The 19,838-nt window shown below is 55.5% G+C and carries 18 protein-coding genes and 1 riboswitch; of the genes, 6 read left to right on the top strand and 12 right to left on the bottom strand.

The window, feature by feature from the left end; all coding sequences use genetic code 11:
• Positions 1 to 3 precede the first annotated feature (3 nt).
• The 7 genes from WC600_10210 to WC600_10180 all read right to left on the bottom strand — a co-directional run bounded on the left by WC600_10210 (position 4) and on the right by WC600_10180 (position 7,455).
• A complete protein-coding gene (locus WC600_10210) occupies positions 4 to 1,152 on the bottom strand; it encodes an efflux RND transporter periplasmic adaptor subunit (GenBank protein MFA4903108.1) in 1,149 nt (382 codons plus the stop codon).
• Positions 1,153 to 1,298: 146 nt separating this feature from the next.
• Entirely contained in the window at positions 1,299 to 2,435 is a 1,137-nt protein-coding gene (locus WC600_10205; GenBank protein ID MFA4903107.1) for an ABC transporter permease, read from the bottom strand.
• A 74-nt stretch (positions 2,436 to 2,509) separates the two neighbouring features.
• A complete protein-coding gene (locus tag WC600_10200; GenBank protein MFA4903106.1) occupies positions 2,510 to 3,172 on the bottom strand; it encodes a MarC family protein in 663 nt (220 codons plus the stop codon).
• Between the two features lie 35 nt (positions 3,173 to 3,207).
• On the bottom strand, positions 3,208 to 4,341 hold the full coding sequence (locus WC600_10195; GenBank protein ID MFA4903105.1) for an ABC transporter permease: 1,134 nt from the start codon (positions 4,339 to 4,341) through the stop codon (positions 3,208 to 3,210).
• A 102-nt stretch (positions 4,342 to 4,443) separates the two neighbouring features.
• Positions 4,444 to 5,379 (bottom strand): ABC transporter ATP-binding protein, encoded by a 936-nt coding sequence (locus WC600_10190; protein MFA4903104.1) that lies wholly within the window; start codon positions 5,377 to 5,379, stop codon positions 4,444 to 4,446.
• Positions 5,380 to 5,462: 83 nt separating this feature from the next.
• Complete coding sequence (locus WC600_10185) at positions 5,463 to 6,467, bottom strand: ABC transporter ATP-binding protein (GenBank protein ID MFA4903103.1); 1,005 nt, start codon at positions 6,465 to 6,467, stop codon at positions 5,463 to 5,465.
• Entirely contained in the window at positions 6,433 to 7,455 is a 1,023-nt protein-coding gene (locus WC600_10180) for an efflux RND transporter periplasmic adaptor subunit (protein ID MFA4903102.1), read from the bottom strand. Before WC600_10180 ends, WC600_10185 begins: the two co-directional genes overlap by 35 nt.
• A gap of 662 nt (positions 7,456 to 8,117) precedes the next feature.
• Here WC600_10180 and WC600_10175 point away from each other — a divergent pair.
• A complete protein-coding gene (locus WC600_10175) occupies positions 8,118 to 8,816 on the top strand; it encodes a hypothetical protein (GenBank protein MFA4903101.1) in 699 nt (232 codons plus the stop codon).
• 320 nt (positions 8,817 to 9,136) lie between these two features.
• A complete protein-coding gene (locus WC600_10170) occupies positions 9,137 to 9,850 on the top strand; it encodes a hypothetical protein (GenBank protein ID MFA4903100.1) in 714 nt (237 codons plus the stop codon).
• Positions 9,851 to 9,969: 119 nt separating this feature from the next.
• Here the strand turns inward: WC600_10170 and WC600_10165 are convergent, their stop codons facing one another.
• Positions 9,970 to 10,911, bottom strand: coding sequence for a GNAT family N-acetyltransferase (locus WC600_10165; GenBank protein MFA4903099.1), 942 nt, complete (start codon positions 10,909 to 10,911; stop codon positions 9,970 to 9,972).
• A gap of 221 nt (positions 10,912 to 11,132) precedes the next feature.
• Here WC600_10165 and WC600_10160 point away from each other — a divergent pair, with 221 nt between their 5' ends.
• From WC600_10160 to WC600_10145, 4 genes are all read left to right on the top strand, one after another.
• Positions 11,133 to 11,432: an AF1514 family protein gene (locus tag WC600_10160; GenBank protein MFA4903098.1), complete on the top strand. Its 300-nt coding sequence runs from the start codon at positions 11,133 to 11,135 to the stop codon at positions 11,430 to 11,432.
• A gap of 318 nt (positions 11,433 to 11,750) precedes the next feature.
• Positions 11,751 to 11,836, top strand: a riboswitch (cyclic di-GMP riboswitch).
• 394 nt (positions 11,837 to 12,230) lie between these two features.
• Positions 12,231 to 15,041 (top strand): PAS domain S-box protein, encoded by a 2,811-nt coding sequence (locus tag WC600_10155; GenBank protein MFA4903097.1) that lies wholly within the window; start codon positions 12,231 to 12,233, stop codon positions 15,039 to 15,041.
• A 127-nt stretch (positions 15,042 to 15,168) separates the two neighbouring features.
• Complete coding sequence (locus tag WC600_10150; protein MFA4903096.1) at positions 15,169 to 15,588, top strand: metalloregulator ArsR/SmtB family transcription factor; 420 nt, start codon at positions 15,169 to 15,171, stop codon at positions 15,586 to 15,588.
• An 85-nt stretch (positions 15,589 to 15,673) separates the two neighbouring features.
• Positions 15,674 to 16,453 (top strand): 4Fe-4S binding protein, encoded by a 780-nt coding sequence (locus WC600_10145; protein ID MFA4903095.1) that lies wholly within the window; start codon positions 15,674 to 15,676, stop codon positions 16,451 to 16,453.
• A gap of 25 nt (positions 16,454 to 16,478) precedes the next feature.
• On the opposite strand, the gene WC600_10140 is transcribed toward WC600_10145, so the two are convergent.
• The 4 genes from WC600_10140 to corA form a co-directional block, all read right to left on the bottom strand.
• A complete protein-coding gene (locus tag WC600_10140) occupies positions 16,479 to 17,027 on the bottom strand; it encodes a YbhB/YbcL family Raf kinase inhibitor-like protein (GenBank protein MFA4903094.1) in 549 nt (182 codons plus the stop codon).
• 37 nt (positions 17,028 to 17,064) lie between these two features.
• A complete protein-coding gene (locus WC600_10135) occupies positions 17,065 to 17,457 on the bottom strand; it encodes a DUF488 domain-containing protein (GenBank protein MFA4903093.1) in 393 nt (130 codons plus the stop codon).
• A gap of 82 nt (positions 17,458 to 17,539) precedes the next feature.
• Complete coding sequence (locus WC600_10130; protein MFA4903092.1) at positions 17,540 to 18,376, bottom strand: tetratricopeptide repeat protein; 837 nt, start codon at positions 18,374 to 18,376, stop codon at positions 17,540 to 17,542.
• A gap of 292 nt (positions 18,377 to 18,668) precedes the next feature.
• Positions 18,669 to 19,739 (bottom strand): magnesium/cobalt transporter CorA, encoded by a 1,071-nt coding sequence (gene corA, locus WC600_10125; protein ID MFA4903091.1) that lies wholly within the window; start codon positions 19,737 to 19,739, stop codon positions 18,669 to 18,671.
• Positions 19,740 to 19,838 lie beyond the last annotated feature (99 nt).

The raw sequence follows: 19,838 nt of genomic DNA, 5'->3' as shown, positions 1-19,838 counted from the left end.
CCTTTAGAGCCCGCTCTTGATCTGGACCTTGGCTCCGGGCGAAAGGCGCAGTTGGCCGTCGGTCACGACCTGTTCCCCAGGTTTGAGCCCTTTCTTAATGATGATTTCGCCATCGATATTACGGTCCACTTCCACGGGACGCACTTCAACGCTAAGGTCGGGTTTCACCACAAAGACGATCTGACCTTCCTGGCTGGTTTGAATAGCCTGGGAGGGAACCAGAACGGTATGGGGCTGCGTGGCGAGCTTCACCACCACGTTAACGAACAGGCCCGGCCACAGCCGTTTGGGCTCGTTGGCAAAAGTGGCCTTGCACAAGATGGTTCCCGTCGCTTTATCCACGGTGTTGTCGATAAAAGTGAGGACGCCCACCTCGGGGTTGTCCTCCTGTTTGGCAATGATGGCCTCCACCGGAACTTTCCCTGCCGCCATGTATTTCCGGATTTCCGCCAGGCTCTGCTCGGGGAGAGCAAACGATACATAGATGGGCTGGATCTGGTTGATGATCACCATGGCGGTATCGGCGTTTTCTTTGATCATGTTTCCCTGTTGGGCGATCAGGGCGCCGGTGCGGCCGCTGATGGGGGCCTTGATATAACAATAACTGAGATTGAGCTGGGCATTTTGCACGGCCACCTGGTCGGCATTAACCGTGGCGCCCAGGGATTCGGCGGTGGCCTTAGCCTGGTCGTACTCCTGCTGGCTGACGAAGTGCTTGCGGATCAACTCGGCGTAACGCACCGCATCGGCCTTGGCCTTGTTAGCCAGGGCCTTATCTCTTTCCAGGTTGGCTTGGACCTGCTTTAAAGCCGCCTCATAAGGGCGGGGATCTATAACGAAAAGGAGCTCCCCCGCTTTGACGTCCTGGCCTTCCTTGAAATTGACCTGGACCAACTGACCTGCCAGCCGGGACTTGATGGATACGGTGGAGTAGGCCTCGACGTTGGCGATGGCCTTTAATTCCACGGGCACCGTCCTTTCGGTCACGGTAGCCACCAGGACCGGCACCGGCGGGGGTGCGGGCTTCTTTTTTTCGCTGGAGCAGGAGGTGAACTGCAGACAGGCAATCATAAGGACAGCCAGGGCGGCTCGGGCCAAACCCGTGGAGCCAACCAGCCAGGGGAAATTATTGGGGTTCAGTCGAGATTTCAAGGGTGTCAAAAATAACTCATTTATAATGGTTCGAGCCTGAGATATCTAGAGCCCCGGCTCCTAAGCAGATATAGACCCATTTTCAGTTAGTATAATAACTATTTTCCTTTTTATCCAGAATAATGAAAGTGGATTTTCCCAAACTTTTACGCCAGATGGACCTTGAAGCGGGCTACGGCCAGGGCCAGCATGCCCAGGCCTAAAACGGTCATGGAGAGCATTTCGGGCCACAGCAGGGCCAGACCGGCGCCCTTGAGGAAGACCCCTTGGGTCACGACGATGAAGTACATTAAGGGGTTAAGTTTCGTCAGTAATTGGAAAAACACCGGCATGTTGGCGATGGGAAAGACCAGCCCCGACAAGAGAATGGCCGGGGTTAAATAGAGGTTGCCGGCCATCATGGCCTGCTGCTGGGTGGAGGAAATGGTGGAAATGAGCAATCCCACCCCAACGGAATTGAAAAGAAAGGCCAGGGTGCCCAGGAGCAACACTATGATGCTGCCCCGGAAGGGCACCTCGAACCACAAAACCCCGACTATAGTAACCATGACCACTTCCAGCATGGAGATGATGACAAAGGGAATGGTCTTGCCAAGCATCAACTCGATGGGCCGGATGGGGGTCACCAGGATTTGCTCCAGGGTGCCGATCTCTTTTTCCCGGACCACGGACAGGGCCGTGAGCATCAGGCTGATCAAGAGCACCACCATGGCGATGACTCCGGGCACCATGGAGAACCGGCTGATGAGGTTTTCGTTGAACCAGGCCCGAGGCTCCACCTCCAGGGGGAGGCTGAAACGGCCGACCCAATCATGGCCTCTGCTGTTAAAGCGCTGCTCCAGTTGTTCCTGGTTGTAAGTGGCGATGACCGTACCGGCATAACGGTTGACGATAAGCGCGGCGTTGGAATCGGTGGCGTCGACAATCACCTGGATCTTGCCCGATTTGCCCTGGCGCATCCGGGTGGCGAAATCCCACTGAATCCATAAGGCCATGGTGATGTCGCCTGCGTCGATGCGGCGGAGAATCTCGTTTTTGCTGTTGACGAAGTACTTGACATAAAACCAGTCAGTAGAAGTGAAGCGGTCGATGAGCTGCCGGGATTCCATGGTACGGCTTTCATCGAAGACGGCCACGGCCACTTTTTTGATGTCGAAGTTGACCACGTAGCCGTAAGTGAGGAGCTGCACCAAAGGCGGCACGATGAGAAAAAAGCGGAGCTTTTTGTCCCGCAGGACCTGGATGAATTCTTTGATGATGATATGGCGGATGCGGCGAAACATAGCGATTAGCTCTCAGCGTTCAGTCTTCAGTATGCCGATAAAACAACCTGACGACAGCACGGTCTTGCCGGCCGTCATCCCACGGGGATAACATGATAATTTTGCAAGGCCTCGATTATGCCATGGAAGACCAGCCCCATGCCCATGGCGGAAACGAAAAAGCCGACGATACGGGTGGCGGCGTCTATCCCCTTGGCGCCGAGGCGACGCATAAGATACCTGGCATAGGCCAGGGTCAGGTAAATGACGAACATCGCAGCCAGACAGGCGAAGGATATGGCGAGCAGTGAGGTGAACTCGGTGATGGGATGGCGCACCAGCGAACACATGCCCAGTACGGTGGCCAGGACTCCCGGACCGAACATCAGCGGCATGGCCAACGGCACGAAGGCGATGTCCAATTCTTGCCCATTGGCACCGCTCCCTCCTGTATGAAGCACCCCGCCCGAAGGGGAGGGTAAAAACAGAGAAAACCCGATGCGCATCAGAATGATGCCGCCGACGATGCGAACCATGCTGAGCGATACTGAAAAGATCTGCAGCATGACGGTACCGAACACCAGAAAGAAAAAAATTAATAACGTGGCATAAAGACAGGAAAGGCGGGCGACCCGGAGGTGAGCCTGTTCATCCTGCCCTGACAGGAGTTTCAGATAAATGGGGAGGGATTCCAGGGGATTGACGACTGCCAACATCGTGGTAAAAGTACCGATAAACAGAGTCAGCGGGTTTTCCATCGTTTTCCCCTCTTAGGCTGATTTCAGGGCGTTGTTCATCTGATCTTTTTGACGAACTTCTTGATGGACAAGACCACAAAAAAGGTGGCGGCCCCGGCCAGCATCAGGGCGCTGGGCCACAAATACTCCATGCCCAGGCCCTTGAGATAGATGCCCTTGGAAATGGTCACCAGGTACCGGGCCGGGACGATATACGAGACGATCTGGAAGGGGACGGGCATCAGATAGATGGAAAATACGAACCCGGACAACAAAAAGGCCGGTAGAAAGGTAGTGAGCATGGCCGATTGAAAGGCCTGCAACTGGTTTTCGGAGGTCACCGAGATGAGCAGGCCCTGTCCCAGGGTGGCGATGAGGAAGAGGGCCGACATGCCGATCATAAGCAGGGGGCTGCCCCTGAGGGGCACCTGAAAGAGAAACTGGCCCATCCCCATAACCATCGCCATGTCAAACATGCCGATGAGGAAATAGGGCCCCAACTTCCCCAACAGCAGTTCCGTGCGTTTGAGGGGGGTGGCCATGAGGCCCTCCATACTGCCCCGCTCCAACTCCCTTACTACGGTCAGGGCGGTGAGCAGGGCTCCCACCACCGTCATGATCACGGCAATGAGCCCCGGGACGATATAGTTGCGGGACTCCAGATCCTCGTTGAACCAGAAGCGGGTCTGGGAATCCACCGGCATCTCGCCGCGGCCTGGCCCTTTAGCCATGATTCGCTGGGCCAGGAGCTTTTGATTATAAGCGGAAGTCACCGCCTGGATGTACCCCAGGATGATGTTGGCGGTGTTGGAATCGGTGCCGTCTACCAGGGCCTGGCAGGAGGCGGTCTGCCCCGTTTGAAACTGCCGGGAAAAATCGAAGGGCAGCAGGATGCCCACCTGGACTCGATGATCCATGATCATACGCTTCAACTCATCGTAATCTTGAGTGAATTTCACCAAGCGGAAATAGTCGGCGCCCCGGAACTGGTTGATAAAGTCTTCGCTGAACTGGCTTTTCTCCTGGTCATAGACCGCCACGGTGACGTTCTTGATGTCGAAGGTGAGGGCGTAGCCGTAGAGCAAAAGCAGGACGATGGGCAGCAGGATGACCTGCAGGAGGCTGATGGGGTCCCGCCGGATGTGAATCAACTCTTTGCGGGATATGGCCCAGGTGCGTTTTAGGTCCATGGGGGATAGCTTTCAGCTTTCAGCGGTCAGCTTTCAGCTTTAGTTTTCTGTTTTCTGTTTTCTGTTTTTAGCATTCATGATTTTTCTTGGCTGACAGCTTCCTTACCCCTCGGCCTGTTGTACCAGGGAAATGAAGGCGTCTTCCAGGCTCGGGGGCACCCGTTCGATGCGGCCAAAGGCAATGTGGTTGGCGGTCAGGGTTTGGGCGATGGCCGGTTCGGTTTCGTCGGGCCGGGGGGTGGCGATGTGAAGGCCGTCCCCGAAGACTGCGACCTCGGACACTTGGGGGAGTTTTTTGATCAAAGCCAGGGCGTTGTCCAGGTTGTCGGGAGAAATCGCCAAGATCGTTTCCGTCACCTTGCCTTTGAGTTCGCCGGGCGTACCCTGGGCGATGATGCGCCCCTGGTAGATCAAAACCAGCCGGTCGCAGAACTCGGCTTCCTCCATGTAGTGGGTGGTGACCAGGATGGTCCGGCCTTCCTGGGCCATGGCGTAGATCAGGTCCCAAAAATTGCGTCGGGAAATGGGGTCCACCCCGCTGGTTGCTTCATCCAGAAACAGGATGGAGGGCTCGTGGATGATGGCCGAAGCCAAAGCCAGGCGCTGCTTCAGACCCAGGGGCAGGATGCGGGTCAGGGTGTGCCGGCGGTCCTCCAGCCCCACCAGGTTCAGCACTTCGGTGATGCGCGCCTCAAGCCGGTCCGGGTCCAGGCCGTAGACGCCCCCGAAAAAGGTGAGGTTCTCCTGGGCGGTCAGGTCATCATAGAGGGAAAAGCGCTGGGACATATAGCCGATATTCTCTTTGATGTGGGCGTTTTCCCTGATGATGTCAAAGCCCCCCACCCGGCCCTCGCCGCTGGTGGGCAGGAGCAGCCCGTTGAGCATGCGGATGGTGGTGGATTTGCCGGCGCCGTTGGGCCCCAGGAAGCCGAAGATCTCCCCCCGGTTGACCTCAAAGCTCACGTTGTCCACGGCCTTGAAGGTCCCGAAATGGCGGGAGAGATTTTTTACGACAATGGCCTTTTCCTGGTCCGGCATCGTTTTAATACCGTTTTTGGTTTTTGGTTTTTCGTTAAAGACAGCAATCCCATGTTGCGCTGTGCGCACCATACAGAAAACTTTTAATCCCGCCCTTTTTCGCCTTTTCGCCTTTTCCCCTTTTCGCCCTCGGTTTTTTCATCCCGGCGGACCACCTGGACAAAGAGGTCCTCCAGGTTGGGCGCGGCCCGCTCCATGGATATATCGGTGAGGCCGGCCTCCTCCAGGACTTTTTGTAAGGGGCCCGCGGCTGCGGCAGCGTCGTCCACCGTGATCATCAGGCGGTCGCCCATGGCCAGGGTTTGGCGCGCCAGGGGGTGATCGCCGAGCACCTTCCTGGCCGTCCACAGGTTGGAGGCCCGGGCCTGAAGGAGTTGGCCCTGGAAGGAACTCTTGATGGTCTTGGGAGAATCCACCATCAGCAGGCGGCCGTTGTGCATCAGGCCCACGCGGTGGGCCCGTTCGGCCTCATCCATGTAGGCGGTGGATAAAAAGATGGTAAGGCCGGTGCCCAGGAGCCGATAGAGAATTTCCCAGAATTCCCGCCGGGAGATGGGGTCCACCCCAAAGGTGGGTTCATCCAGGAAGAGCAGCCGGGGGGTGTGGATCAGGGCGCAGGCCAGGCCCAACTTCTGGCGCATCCCGCCGGAAAGATTGCTGGCCAGCCGGTCCTGGAAGGGGGTCAGGTTGGAAAAGCCCAGGAGTTGGGGCATTCGCTGATCCCGTTCCTTCCGGGAGACCCGGTAAATGTCGGCATAGAAGACCAAGTTTTCGGTCACGGTCAGGTCGTCGTAGAGGCCGAAGCGCTGGGGCATGTAACCGATCTGCTCTTTGAGGGCCTCCGAGTCTTTGACCGTATCGAAACCCAGGACCTGGGCCTGACCGTCGTCCGGGTCCATGATGCCCACCAGCATGCGCATGGTGGTGGTCTTGCCCGCCGCATCCGGCCCCACCAGGGCAAAGGCCTCTCCGGAAGCCACCTCCAGGTCCAGATGATCCACCGCGGTCAGCGTCCCGAACCGTTTGGTCAGCCCCTGGATGCGAATGGCAGGGTCAGGGCTTAGGCTGCTGGTCTGGTTGGCTGTCAAGGAGAATGACCGCTTCCGCCGGCATTCCCGGCTTCAAATCGTAGTTGAGGTTTTGCGCCCGGATCTTACAGCGGTAGACCAGGGTGACCCGCTCTTTATGGGTCTCCACCGTCTTGGGAGTAAATTCCGCCTTGGCACTGATGAAAGAGACCCAGGCCGGGTATTTCTTGCCGGGATAAGAGTCGGTGGTAACGTAGGCCTGCATGCCGAACTTGACCTTGGCCAGGTCGGTTTCCGGGATGTAGCCCTGGAAATAGATATTGTCCATATCCCCCAGGGTAAGGACCGGCGCGCCCACCGCGGCGGTCATACCGGGTTCCATGGGCCGCACCAGGACCACGCCGTTTACCGGGGAAGCGATGGTGCCGTAGCCCAAGCGGGTAAGGGCCAACTCCAGACCGGCCTGGACCTCTTTGAACTGGCCCCGGGCCTGGTCGATATCTTCCACCCGGAAGCCTTCTTTGAGCATATTGAATTGTTCCTGGGCGCTCTTATGAGATTCTTTGGCCATGAGATAATCGGCCTCGAACTTGTCCCGGGTGAGGGCGGGGACGACTTTTCTTTGATAGAGGCTTTCGTAGCGCTGGTAATCCAACTTCTTGTTCACCAGGTCGGCCTTGGTCTTGCCCACCTGAGCCTCGGCTTCCTTGATCTCCTGAGGCCGATAGCCGGTCTCAAACTTGGTGAGATTGGCCTTGGAGGCGGCCAGGGTGGCCCGGGCCCGGTCCACCTCGTCTTTCAGGTCCTTGGCCTCCAGGCCGGCCACCACCTGGCTCATAGAGACCCATTCACCCTCCTGGAAAAAGATGTACTGAATGATGCCAGCCACCTTAAAGGCCAGGTCAGTTTCGGTGGCCTCCATATGCCCTTCCAAGGGCAAAATGTTTTTGGGGGGCCGGGACTCCCACCATACCAGCCAGTAGACCAGGACACCCACCACCGCCACCGCGGCCAGGATGATCGGGATAAATCGCCGGGTTAGCTTCATGAATCCTCCACGTCGGCTGGGCAATCTTGCGAAATTTCGCATCGAGGCTAAGCCGACCCTATTTTACCGGGAAAAGCTCGGTAAGGCAAAGAGATACTCAAGTCAAAGGGGCCTATGGTCCAGATTAGCTGTCAGTCTGGGGAATGAATCTCAATAAATCGGTCGTGGAGCAGAAAAACCAGGGGACCGCGCTGATTCCGAAGCACCATGTTCACCTGCCCTGACATGCTGTTCATCGGTTTAGACATTTTTTATTATTTTATATTATTAATAAATAAATTTTATAATTAATGATCATCATTAAAGCCTTCTCAAATCGTCTCGGGAAGAATGTCTGCTCGCCTTTAAATCGATACCTGGGGCAAGGGGCACAATAAATGCATTTTGACCGGTAACGCCAGAAGTGGCCCAAACGTTCAGCCGCTTGTGCGACAGGACCTAAACGAGCGGGATGCATTGGCGTAACATAGCGAATTAAAATGTAAATTAGACAGCAGGGGTTCCCCTGATGGTAACCCGTCTTTTTCAAAGGGGGTGGTCGATAAGGTCGATATGGCCCATGGGAGCGGGAGGGTTTTCTTGATTTAAAGGAAATTCTCCGGGGAAAGCCTCAATTTCAGCTTCGGGAGAGCGAAATTGATTAACTCAGGAGGAAGGCCATTATGGCAAAATTGTTTAAGCTGAGACCTCGAAAAATATTAACTGTCCTGGCTTTCGCCTTAGTGCTGTGTGGCGCTTTCGCCATGTCAGCCCAGGCGAATTATATTGATTTCTTTATCGGACCGCCACACTCTGGCGCGAGCATTTCCTATGCGGGCGGAGCGACCCCACTCATCGGTTCCAACATTACCGTCAAGAGTGTCATCGGGGTGGACACCACGTCGAACAGTTTGGATGAACTGGTCATCCTTAGTGGTGAACTGAACTTTACCACCGGCGCTCTTACCGGTTCCAGCTCCAATGAATGGGACTTCGGCCCCGGTGGCACGTTCACGATCACTGGCGCCATTCCCACCCTTGGCATCAACGACATAACTACGGTTCTGGTAACCGGCAGTTTTGATTCTGCCGCGGTTTTCCAAGGTTCTACATACTTTAAGCTTGGCTTCGGGGACATCACTGACACCAAAAATGAAGAGTTGGTCGAGTATTACGGCTTTCCCGAAAGCCAGGTTTTTGAAGGCTTGATGAACCTGTCATTCATTACGAACTCCGTAATCCCTCCCAATGCATTCTGTTCCGTTATTGTTGGGAGCGGCGACCTGCAAAACAATCCTGTGCCAGTGCCCCCTTCCATGCTGTTGCTGGGCACCGGCCTTTTGGGCCTGGGTCTTATCCCCCGGCAGAAAGCTGTTGAATAATCTGCACGACCTGGACAAAACGTGAGGTCTCCGTCCCTATTTCGCCGGGGGCCTCAGGTTTACCGGGAAAGTTACTGTGACCCTTTGGAATCCTACCCGCCGTGTCATCTTGCCGGAAAAAATAAGGGCAAATGGCTCCGGCTGACGACCTCAAGGGGGCGAGGAGGTGATGCATAATAGATAGTCTTGGAAGCAAAACATATTGTGGGTAAGCCAGGTCTACCAAGTCGATGGACAGCAGAGGTAGCACCTCCCACTCCCCACAAGCTCCAGGGAAGGAGGTGGCCAGATCTGATTTCTGGATAATCGCAGGAGGTTTTATGAAAACGATAGTTTCCTTCGCATGTGCGTTGGTACTGGTCTTGGGGCTTTGTGTCGGCGGCGCATTGGCCTATGACATCGACGACAACACCCTGGTGCAGCCCTGGCGGGGCAACAGCGCCACTGGCGCGGCCTGGACAGATGTCATCGGCAATGCCGACCTGTTCAACACCTTCGGGGCTAACCGGAGTGGCGATACTTTGTCCATCTTTACCAACTGGAACCCTGGCAAAAATGGCTCGGTCAACACCGCGGTAAAAACTGCCGACCTCTTCATCGATGTGGGCTGTGACGGCAGCTGGGACTATGCCATTGTGTTGGATTCAACCCGGGCCGACTTTGGTTACGCCTATGAAGCACCTTTAAGCATCACCACTTCCCAAGATATCTTCTCGACTCTGGACGGCTTGACTTACGGCGGACGTTACGATGAGGCGGACCCCAAACCAGCTCCCACTTTGGGCACCAGCACTGATTGGGACATCGCCACCATAACCTGGATCATTGGTAGCGGTGGCCTCAACAACCAGGTGGATATCGATCTGTCGGGTTTGGACGAACTGTCCCAGCCCTGGAGTTTCTATTGGGGCACTGCTACCTGCTCCAATGACGGCTTTGCCGGTTGTGTCCCGGTACCGCCCTCGGTGCTGCTTCTGGGCTCGGGGTTGATCGGGCTGGCCCTTCTGCCCCTGAGGAGGAAAGTCGAAGCCTGATCTCCACGGTTATCTGAAACCTGGAGCCCCCGACTCCTTAACCCGGGGCGGAGAGACTTCGCCCCTACAGGACGGGATGCTTCAGGCATTCAATGAAGATTAACTTAGCATCAAAGATGCTATCGCCAATCATCGATGACGAACGCATCCGGGCGGTGGTAGCCCGGTTCGTTGGGTTTGTGCATGTTCACGCCCACTAGGTCGATGGTAAAGCCCCTGGCCCGCATTTGCTCATAGGCGGGCTGGCGGGCCAGACTCATTCCGGCGGTGAGTTGCGCCGCGCCCCGAGAGGCGGCAAAAACTTCGCAGGCATATAAAAGCCGGCCGAAATATTCCTGAGCCCGAGGTCCGGGGCGGGTTGCTCCGAACTTAATGAAACAGGCGCCGCTGCCGGCTTCGGAGCCGGGGCCGCAGTGCACTGCGGCAAACTCCACCAGTCCCGACTCGTCCCAGAGCAGCAGAGTATCGCCCAATTCCTGGCTCTGTAGAGCATGGATCTCCCGGCGCACATCCAGCCCGAAATAAATGGCGTCGGTGAGCCGGGCGCAGGCCTTGATCAGCCCGGGGCGCTCATGGGGTTGGGCCTGAGAATAATAGCTGACCTCCCCCTGGGGGCGGAGGGACCGGATTTTTAGTGACATGATGGCCGTAAGGAACCGGGGCCAAAAGCCGAATTTCTGGTACAACGCCAGGTGCTTCGGGCTGCACGAATAGGTGTAGAGGCCGGTGTGGCGGCAGCCCCAGGTGTTGAATAAGGTCAGGGCGGGATCCAAAAGTTTCTGGCCGATGGACCGGTCCCAATAATCCGGGTCTACCGTCAGGGGGCCGAAAAAACCGACGCTGCCCCAATGGGTGACAAAATTTGAGGCCACCAGGGCGCCGTCAACCTCCGCGCCAAAGGCCGCGGCCGGGTCCGCCAGCCAGCGGGTGCGAATTTTGTCGATATCGCCGCCGAATTCGAGGGGATTTGCCAGGCCGTTGAAGGTGCCGAAGGCCAGCCGGAAGACGCGGTGGGCGTGAGGCAGGTCGGCTTCTTGTAAGGGTCGCACCAGAATGTTCATGGCAATTACCCGGGAACCTTGGTCTTCCCGTGCCGGCAGCCCCCGGTGCGGCTCCGGCGTCGAATACAGATGATTCCCTTTTGATATTAATAATTCATGGTGCCAATATCAATGGCAATCACCTCCCTTCCAAGCTTTACTTTTGGCGTGTTATTCCTTAACCTTAGGTCTGAAGGTTTGCGAAGATAAGATCTGGACAGAAAACTATCCCGGGAGGTCACATGGCCGAATGCATCCCTTTGAAAAGGGATATGTTGAAGGACCCTATCCACCTACGGGTGGCGGGTGAACTGGATTTTGCCCGGGCCCGGACCTTGGCCGACCGGCGTGCCGGGGAGACCGGGGAGGAACCCATGCTTTTGGCCTGGTATAACGGAGGCACTGGCGAGTTCTCCCCGCAGGTGACGTGCTGCACGGAAGACAAGCCCGCCTGGCTCACCTATGCCGAATCCCGGGGCGGCGACCTGGTGATTGACATCAATGATGAGGCATATGTGTTCGTATATTATGGAGCCGGATGAATAACCGTCTCCATGTCAAAATTGGACCCCGTGAGTTTCCCCGCACTTCATTATTGAGGTATTGACCCGAAAAAAAATATTGCTCCTTGATATTCTTTTGGACGCGTTATCCTCTAAAAAAATGATCATGATGTATCAAAAATTAATCAAACTGCACATCAAGCCGATAGATTTCAATGAGTGCCCGAGTTCTAAGGTACGGTGCACCCAAAATTCAAAAAGGTCCCCAAGACCCTTTTCGATGGGGGGCCAAGAGCGCCCGTATAAAAAAACCCCAAATTTATGCATTTTAAAAAAAATCCTGATAAACTTTCTCACCACGGAAAATGGCAAACTCTCCCGAAAGGGAAGGACGCAAAACCACCGGCCTAATGCCTTCGGGTTAAGGTAGCGAGGTTGCCGAAGTGAAAGAAAATCATATAATATTTCACCTCTTTTTTGCCCGCCATCCTGACTACTATCAGCCCTCAGAGGCACGGACCGAGAAGGTGGCCCGCTTGGGAGACGCTGTAAGACATGGCGTATACCAAGTGGATGCCCGGAAAGTGGTCCAGGCCCTTCTGAAAAACCACTTTATTAATCAGCCGATAATGTAGGTCCGGCTCATGCAAAAATAAAATTATCACCTTGTATGTCCATTGGATTTTCCTTGCCAAGAGGTTCTGTAATCCATTTTTGGGCAGAGGCGTGCAAGATTGCGACGCAATCAGAGAGGCCCAAGGCCTCACCAATGCAAATAATCAATCAGCCAATTCCTCAGTAATGCGCTGATTGCTTCTGTTGTAGGGGGGAGAGATTTTGAGCGCGAGACCGGATTTCGCCCAGATGTTACAGGAAGTTCCGTGGGGTTGGGCCGTCAGTAATGCGGCCAGCCATGAACTGCTCATGGTGAACCCGGCTTTTGCCCGGCTCCATGGCTATACCGTGAAGGAACTGCAGGGCCAGCGCCTGCCTGAATTGGTGGCACCGGGGAGCCGGCAGGAATTTCATGAACATATACGACGGTCTCGGGAGAACGGTTACCATAGCTATGAATCCCTGCATCTGCGGAAAAACGGCGAGGTCTTTCCGGTCCAGGTGAGTTTGACCGCGCACAAGGATGCATCCGGGAACACAGAATTCCACAGCGCCATGGTCCATGACCTTGCCGAACGCCCGCATACTAACGCCAGACTACGGGAAGGACATTGGCGGGCCGGGGTGCAAATCTCCAACGACGCCGTCATCACCACCGACTCCACGGACAAAATCATCTTCTTGAATAAACGGGCTCAGAAAATGTTCGGTTATTTGGAAGAGGAATTGCGAGGCCTGGACTTTTCCCAGTTGATCGGCGACCGCCACGTTGGCAACTTTCAACAAGAAATCGAGCGGTTGCTTGTTCTGGGGGAGACCGCCCCTTCCGGGGACACCCTTAAGATCACAGGCCGCAGGAAGGATGGCAGTAAAATTCCTCTGGAGATGTCCCTCTCCATCTGGTACGCCCAGAAGCAAAGGTTTGTTACTGCAATTATTAAGGATATCACGCACCGGAAGCGGGCCGCCGACGCCCTCCATAAGAGCCAGGCCATTTTGGCCAAAGCTCAACGTCTTACCCATTTTGGCAGTTGGGATTGGGACCTTGCTAAGAATGAAATTTCATTGTCGGACGAGATTTATCAAATCTTCGGCTTAACTCCGGAGGGATTTGGCGGAAGTTACGATGAGTTTGTCGCTTTAATTCATCCGGAAGACCGGGATACGGTGAAGTCATCTGTCAGCCGGGTCCTGTCGAAAAACCTCCCTTTTGAGCTCAACTACCGGGTGGTCCGCCCGGATGGCACGGTACGGGTGGTACAGAGCCAGGGCGAGGTTTATTTCGACGAAGGGGGTCAGCCCCAGCGGATGGTGGGCACGGTCCACGACGTCACTGAAACGAAAAGGGCCGAAGAAGAGAGACGTAAGCTCTCCATGGCCGTGGAGCAAGCCAGTGATTGGGTAATGATTACCGATAAGCAAGGCACAATTGAGTATGTCAATCCGGCGGTGACAGCCACCACCGGCTATGCGAGAAAAGACCTGGTCGGGAAGAGCCCCGCGATTTTTAAGTCCGGGAAACACGATCCGAGTTTTTACCAAAAATTATGGCAGACAATCAGTTCGGGCAATACCTACCGGAATATTTTCATCAATCGGAAAAAGAACCACGAACTCTTTCATCTCGACATGACGATCACCCCCTTACGGGATGATCAAGGGATCATAACCCACTATCTGGCCACCGCTAAAGACATAACCCAGCAGCTCAACTTAGAAGAACGCCTCAATCATCTGGCTTATTATGATGCCCTCACAGGTATTCCCAACCGCAACCTGGCCAAGGACCGGATGAAGCAGGCGCTGGCGCGAGCCGAAGCCAACAAGAAAGTGGTTGCCGTTTTATTCCTGGATCTGGACCGGTTTAAATTTCTCAACGACACCTTTGGTCCCGATATTGGGGATAAAATTTTGAAAGAAACTGCGGCTCGGCTGGTGGGCGCCCTGGGAGAAGGAGAATCGGTAGGCCGCGTGGGCAGTGACGAATTCACTTTAGTAATGGCGAACCTGAATCATCCTGATGATGTCGTCATGATGATTGAGCAAATCAATGCGGCGGCTTCCCGACCCATAAAGGTAAATGGCGAGGAAATCATCGTCACGTCAAGCATCGGGGTCAGCATCTATCCCCAGGATGGCACAGATCACGTGACACTTATGAAAAATGCCACTACCGCCTGTTTCCGGGCGAAAAGCCTCGGGGGCAATAACTATCAGTTTTATAATCCCGGTATGAACATCATAGCGGAAGAGTTTGTCGCTCTGGGGAAAAAACTCTTTCAAGCCACCAAGAAGGAAGAATTCGTTCTGCACTATCAACCATATTTCCAAATAGACAACGATAAATTAGTGGGCTTGGAGGCCCTCATCAGATGGCAGCGCCCGGAATATGGCTTGCTCCCCCCAGGGACCTTTATCCCGGTGCTGGAAGAGACCGGGATTATCAGAGAAGTGGGCGAATGGACCATGAGGGAGACCTGGCGGCAGATCAAGGCCTGGCTGGCGGCAGGATATCCCGTGGTGCCGGTGTCCGTCAACTTCTCCCCGATCCAATTCCGCTGCTGCGAGTTGCCGACGATGGTGGAACGGGTCATGAACGAAACGGGTATGGATCCCCGCTATATCTTTTTGGAAATTACCGAAACCGCCTTGATGCAGGATGTAGAATTCACCCGATCGGTCCTGAAACAGTTCAAAGAAATGGGATTCGGCATCGCCATTGATGATTTCGGCACCGGCTATTCTTCTTTGAATTATTTGAAAAAGTTCCCCATTGATTACCTGAAGATCGACATCTCTTTTATCAAGGACATCACCAGCGACCCCGACGCCGCAGCAATTGTGACGGCTATCATCTCCATGGCCCACAACCTGGGTTTAAAAACCGTTGCCGAAGGGGTGGAAACCAAGGAACAGTATCAAATCTTGCGACTGTTGCGTTGCGATATCGTGCAAGGGTTCTATTGCAGCCATCCGCAGCCGGCCGCAGAAATCGAAAAAATCTTTGCCGGGGCCGGGATTAAGAATCGATAAGCCGACCAAAGAGCGGCCCGTATAAGGCCTCTCTTTCCTGGCACCTATCCTCAGCCGAGCTCATTTTTGATCACGAATTTTGTCAGGGGCGCTTGACAGGATAATTTTCCCAAACTATATTGTTAAGATGATTCGAAACAATGAAAATAAGGGGCCTGCCGATCAGGGGTGTGATCCGAAGGATTTGCGGCTCTGGGAGATGCAGGCCGATATCTGCCAGACCCTGGCGAACCCCAAGAGGCTACAGATTCTTAACCTTTTGCAAGGGCAGGAACTTTCCGTGGGCGCGATGGTTTCGGCCCTTAAGGTCGCTAAAGCCAATCTGTCCCAGCATCTGAGTGTGATGCGGCAAAAAGGCATCTTGGCGACCCGCCGGGAGGGCACTGTGATTTACTACCGCCTTGTCACCCCGCGTATCACCGAAGCCTGTAAGATCATGCGCCAGGTGCTTATGGAAGTGCTGGCCGCGAAAGAGGCGTTTTCCCAAAGGCTCATGGACTCTGGAAATGGTGCAGTGGCGGCCCCGGAGGGAGGAGATATTATCTAAGGTTCGTATTGAGATTTTTTTTGGCTTCATAGTTTCATTAATTCTAATCATTGAAACATTAAATCTTGAGGGGGATCTCATAACCATGAGAGGAAAAATATACCGGGCGGTGCAGGAGGGGCGGATGCACCCGGAGGGCGTCAAGCGGGTTGAGATGAGCAAGGACCACAAGAAGAGAAAAGTCAGGATGGACAAGGCGCAGTGGCGCCGCCGGATAAAGCAGACGGTAGTGGGGACGGCCTTCCTGGCGGTCCTGGGCGCTGGTTGGCTCTATCCCCTGGTGGGATATTTTATCCCAATATGTATGCTTGTGGGTATCGGGCTGGCAGCCTTCCGGGGCAGGTCCTGGTGCAACTGGCTCTGCCCGCGGGGATCGTTCGAGGATGCCTGGCTTGCTAAAATCAGCCGGAAGCGGCAGATTCCCAAGGTGTTGCGCTCGGCCCCCTTGCGCCTCAGCGTCATGACCGGCCTCATGGGGTTGCTGACCTGGCAGATTATCCGGCGCTGGCCCGACCCCTGGGCCATTGGCGGCATTTTCGTGCTGATGCTTTCGGTTACCACCACCATGGCCGTAATTTTAGGCGTGGTGTGGCAGCAGCGGACCTGGTGCTATCTCTGTCCCATCGGCACCATGGCGAGCTGGGTGGGGAAAAACCGGCGCCCGCTGCTCATGGCGCCGGAGCTCTGCACCCAATGTAACTTATGCGCCAGAAAATGCCCGATGCAACTTGCGCCGGTGGAATTGAAGGCCCAGGCAGCCATGCGCTACCACGGCGACTGCCTCAAGTGCAGTCTGTGCGTGGAGAGCTGCCCACAGTCGGCGTTGACCTTCAGAGGCGGCGGCAGACGCAGCATTGCGGCCTGACGCCCGGGGAGCCGGACCTTTTTCCTTACCTGCCGAAATAGCCGGTAATGGTGGCAGTGGCCAGGGTCTTGCCCTCCAGGGCTTGCTTGAACGCGGCCAGGTTAGTGCTCTTAGGCAGGTCGACTTTGGGCGCGTTCAAGGCAAAGAGGGTGAAGACATAGGGGTGGTCGCCGCTGCCGGACGGGGGTTGGGGGCCGCCATAGCCGGGTTTGCCATAAGAGTTTTGTAATTCTACCGCGCCCGCGGGCATATTTTTGCCGGAGGCTCCCTCGGGAATAGAGGTGGCGTCTTTGGGCAGGTTGACCACCAGCCAGTGGACCCAGTTGCGGGCTACGGGGTGGGGGTCCACCATGGCCAGGGCAAAGGACTGGGTGCCCGCGGGGGCGCCGGACCAGGTTAGGGGGACGGAGACGTTTTTGCCGCTCGCGCCCGGCATGACGTATTGTAGGGGAATTTTGCCGCCAGCTTGAAAGGCGCTGGATGTAATCTGCATGGTGGGTCCTCCTGAGCCGGATACGGCGGTGAAGGTAAGAACTATTGCGATGACGCACCCCAGGGTTATGAGCCGCTGCATGGGATTACCTCCCGGTTCTTTATATGGTTTTCGGTTTTCAGTTTTCGGTTTTCAGTAAAAAGGCTCCTTCCAGAAATTCTTTCAGGGCTACGGCGGCGTTGTGGGTCTCATCTTTGGAGCCGTACACCAAGGTGACCTTGCCCTGGCGCAGTTTCTCCTTGAGGAGCTTGACCGCGTCTGTCCGGTCCGCAAGTTCGGCCCAGTAACGGCGGCAAAATTCCTCCCATTTGGTCGGATCGTGTGCGAACCACTGGCGCAGCTCGGGGCTGGGGGCGATCTCTTTGAGCCACAGGTCCAGGGCCGCGTCGGCTTTCGTCAGGCCCCGAGGCCAGAGGCGCTCCACCAGGACCCGGAAGCCGTCTGCCGGGGAGGGTGGCGCGTAGGCCCGTTTCAGGGTGAGGACTGGCCTATCTTTGGGTTCGGCAGCCATATGCCTTGAGAAAATCGAGAGAGGCCTTGCCCCTTGAGGGATGACACACAGGTTCCCCCCGATAAATACTGTCCTGGAAAGATCAGGGTTCGTCCAGGCGCCGTTTGATGAAATCCACCCATTTGCTTTCGGGGTCCAGATCCAGGTAGCGCAGCCAGTGTTCCCGGGCCCGGGCGGCGTTTCCCAGGGCCTCCAAGACCATGGCCAGATTGAAGTGGGCGTCGGCAAAATCCGGTTCGGCCTGGACGGCCTTTTTATAAAAAAGTACCGCGGCATCCAGTTCCCCCTGCCCTTCCAGGAGATTGGCCAGGTTGTAGTTGCCTTCGACGTGATCCGGGTTGATGGCCAGGGCCTGAAGGTAGCGGGAGGCTGCGGCGGTTTCGGCATCCGACAAAAAGAGGATGGTGCCCAGGTTCACCAAGGCGTCCACATGGTCCGGGGTCATCGCCACGATCTTTTCATATTTTTCCCGGGCTTCGCTCAGCCGTCCGGCGTCTTCATCTTCCAGGGCTTGAAAGAAGAGCTCGTCGGAGGCTTCCGTAGCCCGGGTCACCTTGGCGATCTCCTCCCCGGCAAAATCCATGAATAACTGGCCTTCCGGGGTAAAGCGGCGGCGGTTTTTGCCCAGCACGAGTTGATCCTGGACCAAGGAGATCCGGACCTCAGACAGGGGCTGTTTGAGGCCGGGCATGATTTTGCGTAGTTTTTCCACGCAATTCCTGATCTTGCGGAGAGACACGCCCTGCAGGCGCAAATCCCTGACCGTGCGGAAGGCCACCAGGCTCTGGAAGTCGAACCAGAGGCGGCCCCGGTCTTTTTCCAGATGGGTGATGAGACCTTGCCGGTCCCAGTAGCGAATCTGGCTTTCGGAGATGCCGGTGAGCTTGGACACCTCCCGCTGGTCATAGAGCTTTTTCACTCGATGAGCCTTTTGAAGGCCGGGGCCCGGAAATGCCCCCCAGATGGGAGGCCGGGTTGGTCAGAACTGGTGCCTCCGGTGCCGCTTGTAAATGAAATTTATCTCATTATAGGGATGTTACCTCCGGGAAGCAAGGGGGAATGAAGACCTGGCATATGTCCCGGAGGCGCCGCCTTGGCTGGAAATTCAGGGTGAGCGTTGATCTTTAAATCCCCTTAAATCTAACCCAGGGCGGGGAGACCCCGCCCCTACAGGCAGGAGAAAGCATCGCTGTTTGAGCCCACAGCGGCGCTTAAATCCAGTGCTTTCTTCGGAAGTACCACAGCATGGCACCCGTGATCGCCAACATCAATAGTATGGAGAGCGATTGCCCGTATTCCCAGTGCAACTCGGCCATAAATTTAAAATTCATGCCGAAAAACCCGGTGATAAATGTCAGGGGCATGAAGATGGTGGCGATGATGGTCAACACCTTCATGATCTCGTTGAGGCGGTTGCTCATGGAGGAGAGGTAAATATCCAGCATCCCCGACAGGATATCCCGGTAGGTCTCCACCGTCTCAATGGCGATGATGGTGTGGTCGTAAACGTCCTTGAGGAACATGGTGAGATTTTCGCTGATCAGGGGCGATTCGCGCCGCTCCAGCCGGGAGATCACTTCCCGCAAAGGCCACAGGGACTTACGCAACATGATCATGTCATTCTTGAAGCGGTGCACCGCGCGCAGGGTTTGGGGTGTGGGCTTAACCACCACCTCATCTTCCAGATATTCCACTTTTTCGCTGAAGGCTTCCAGTGCCACGAAATAGTTATCCACGAGCAAGTCAATGATGCTATAGGCCAGGTAATCGGCCCCCAGCTTTCTGGTGCGGCCTTTGCCTTTTTGGAGCCGTTCCCGGATGGGGGCAAAGAGATCACCGCCGTCTTCGTGGAAGGAAATGACGTAATCGGACCCCAGGATCAGGCTCACCTGATCTGAGTGGACGTCGATCTCCCGGTCATCAGAGAGGTGCCTGAGGGCTTTCAAGACGATGAAGAGATACGAGTCATAGTCTTCGATCTTGGGCCGCTGCTCGACGTCCAAAATGTCTTCCAGCACCAGGGGGTGAATTGAGAAGCTTTCTCCCAGCTTTTCCAGAGTCTTGACATGGGAGACGCCATTGACATTTATCCAGGTCACGCCTTCCTTCCGGTCGAGGGGCAGGCATTGGGCGAACTCATCGAACTCGTTTTCGACGAAGTCGGTGTCGCTATAGCGAATGACGGTGATACAGGCCGGTGCCTGTCCCGGTTCCTCGTGAGACACCAGGGAACCGGGGGGCATGCCGGCTTTGCGGGCCATTCTTCTCAGGATTTTGGGCATGGGGCGCTCCCGACGGTAATGATGTTATTATCGGCTCATAATGCTTTTAGCATAATCAAGTCAGTGGGGGAAATACCGTTTAGGGTTTTTCGCTTTTCG

The sequence above is a fragment of the Desulfobaccales bacterium genome, assembly GCA_041648175.1.
GTDB lineage: Bacteria > Desulfobacterota > Desulfobaccia > Desulfobaccales > 0-14-0-80-60-11 > 0-14-0-80-60-11.
Note: the sequence above shows the minus strand (reverse complement) of the source record. Positions and strands in the feature narration are given on the sequence as shown.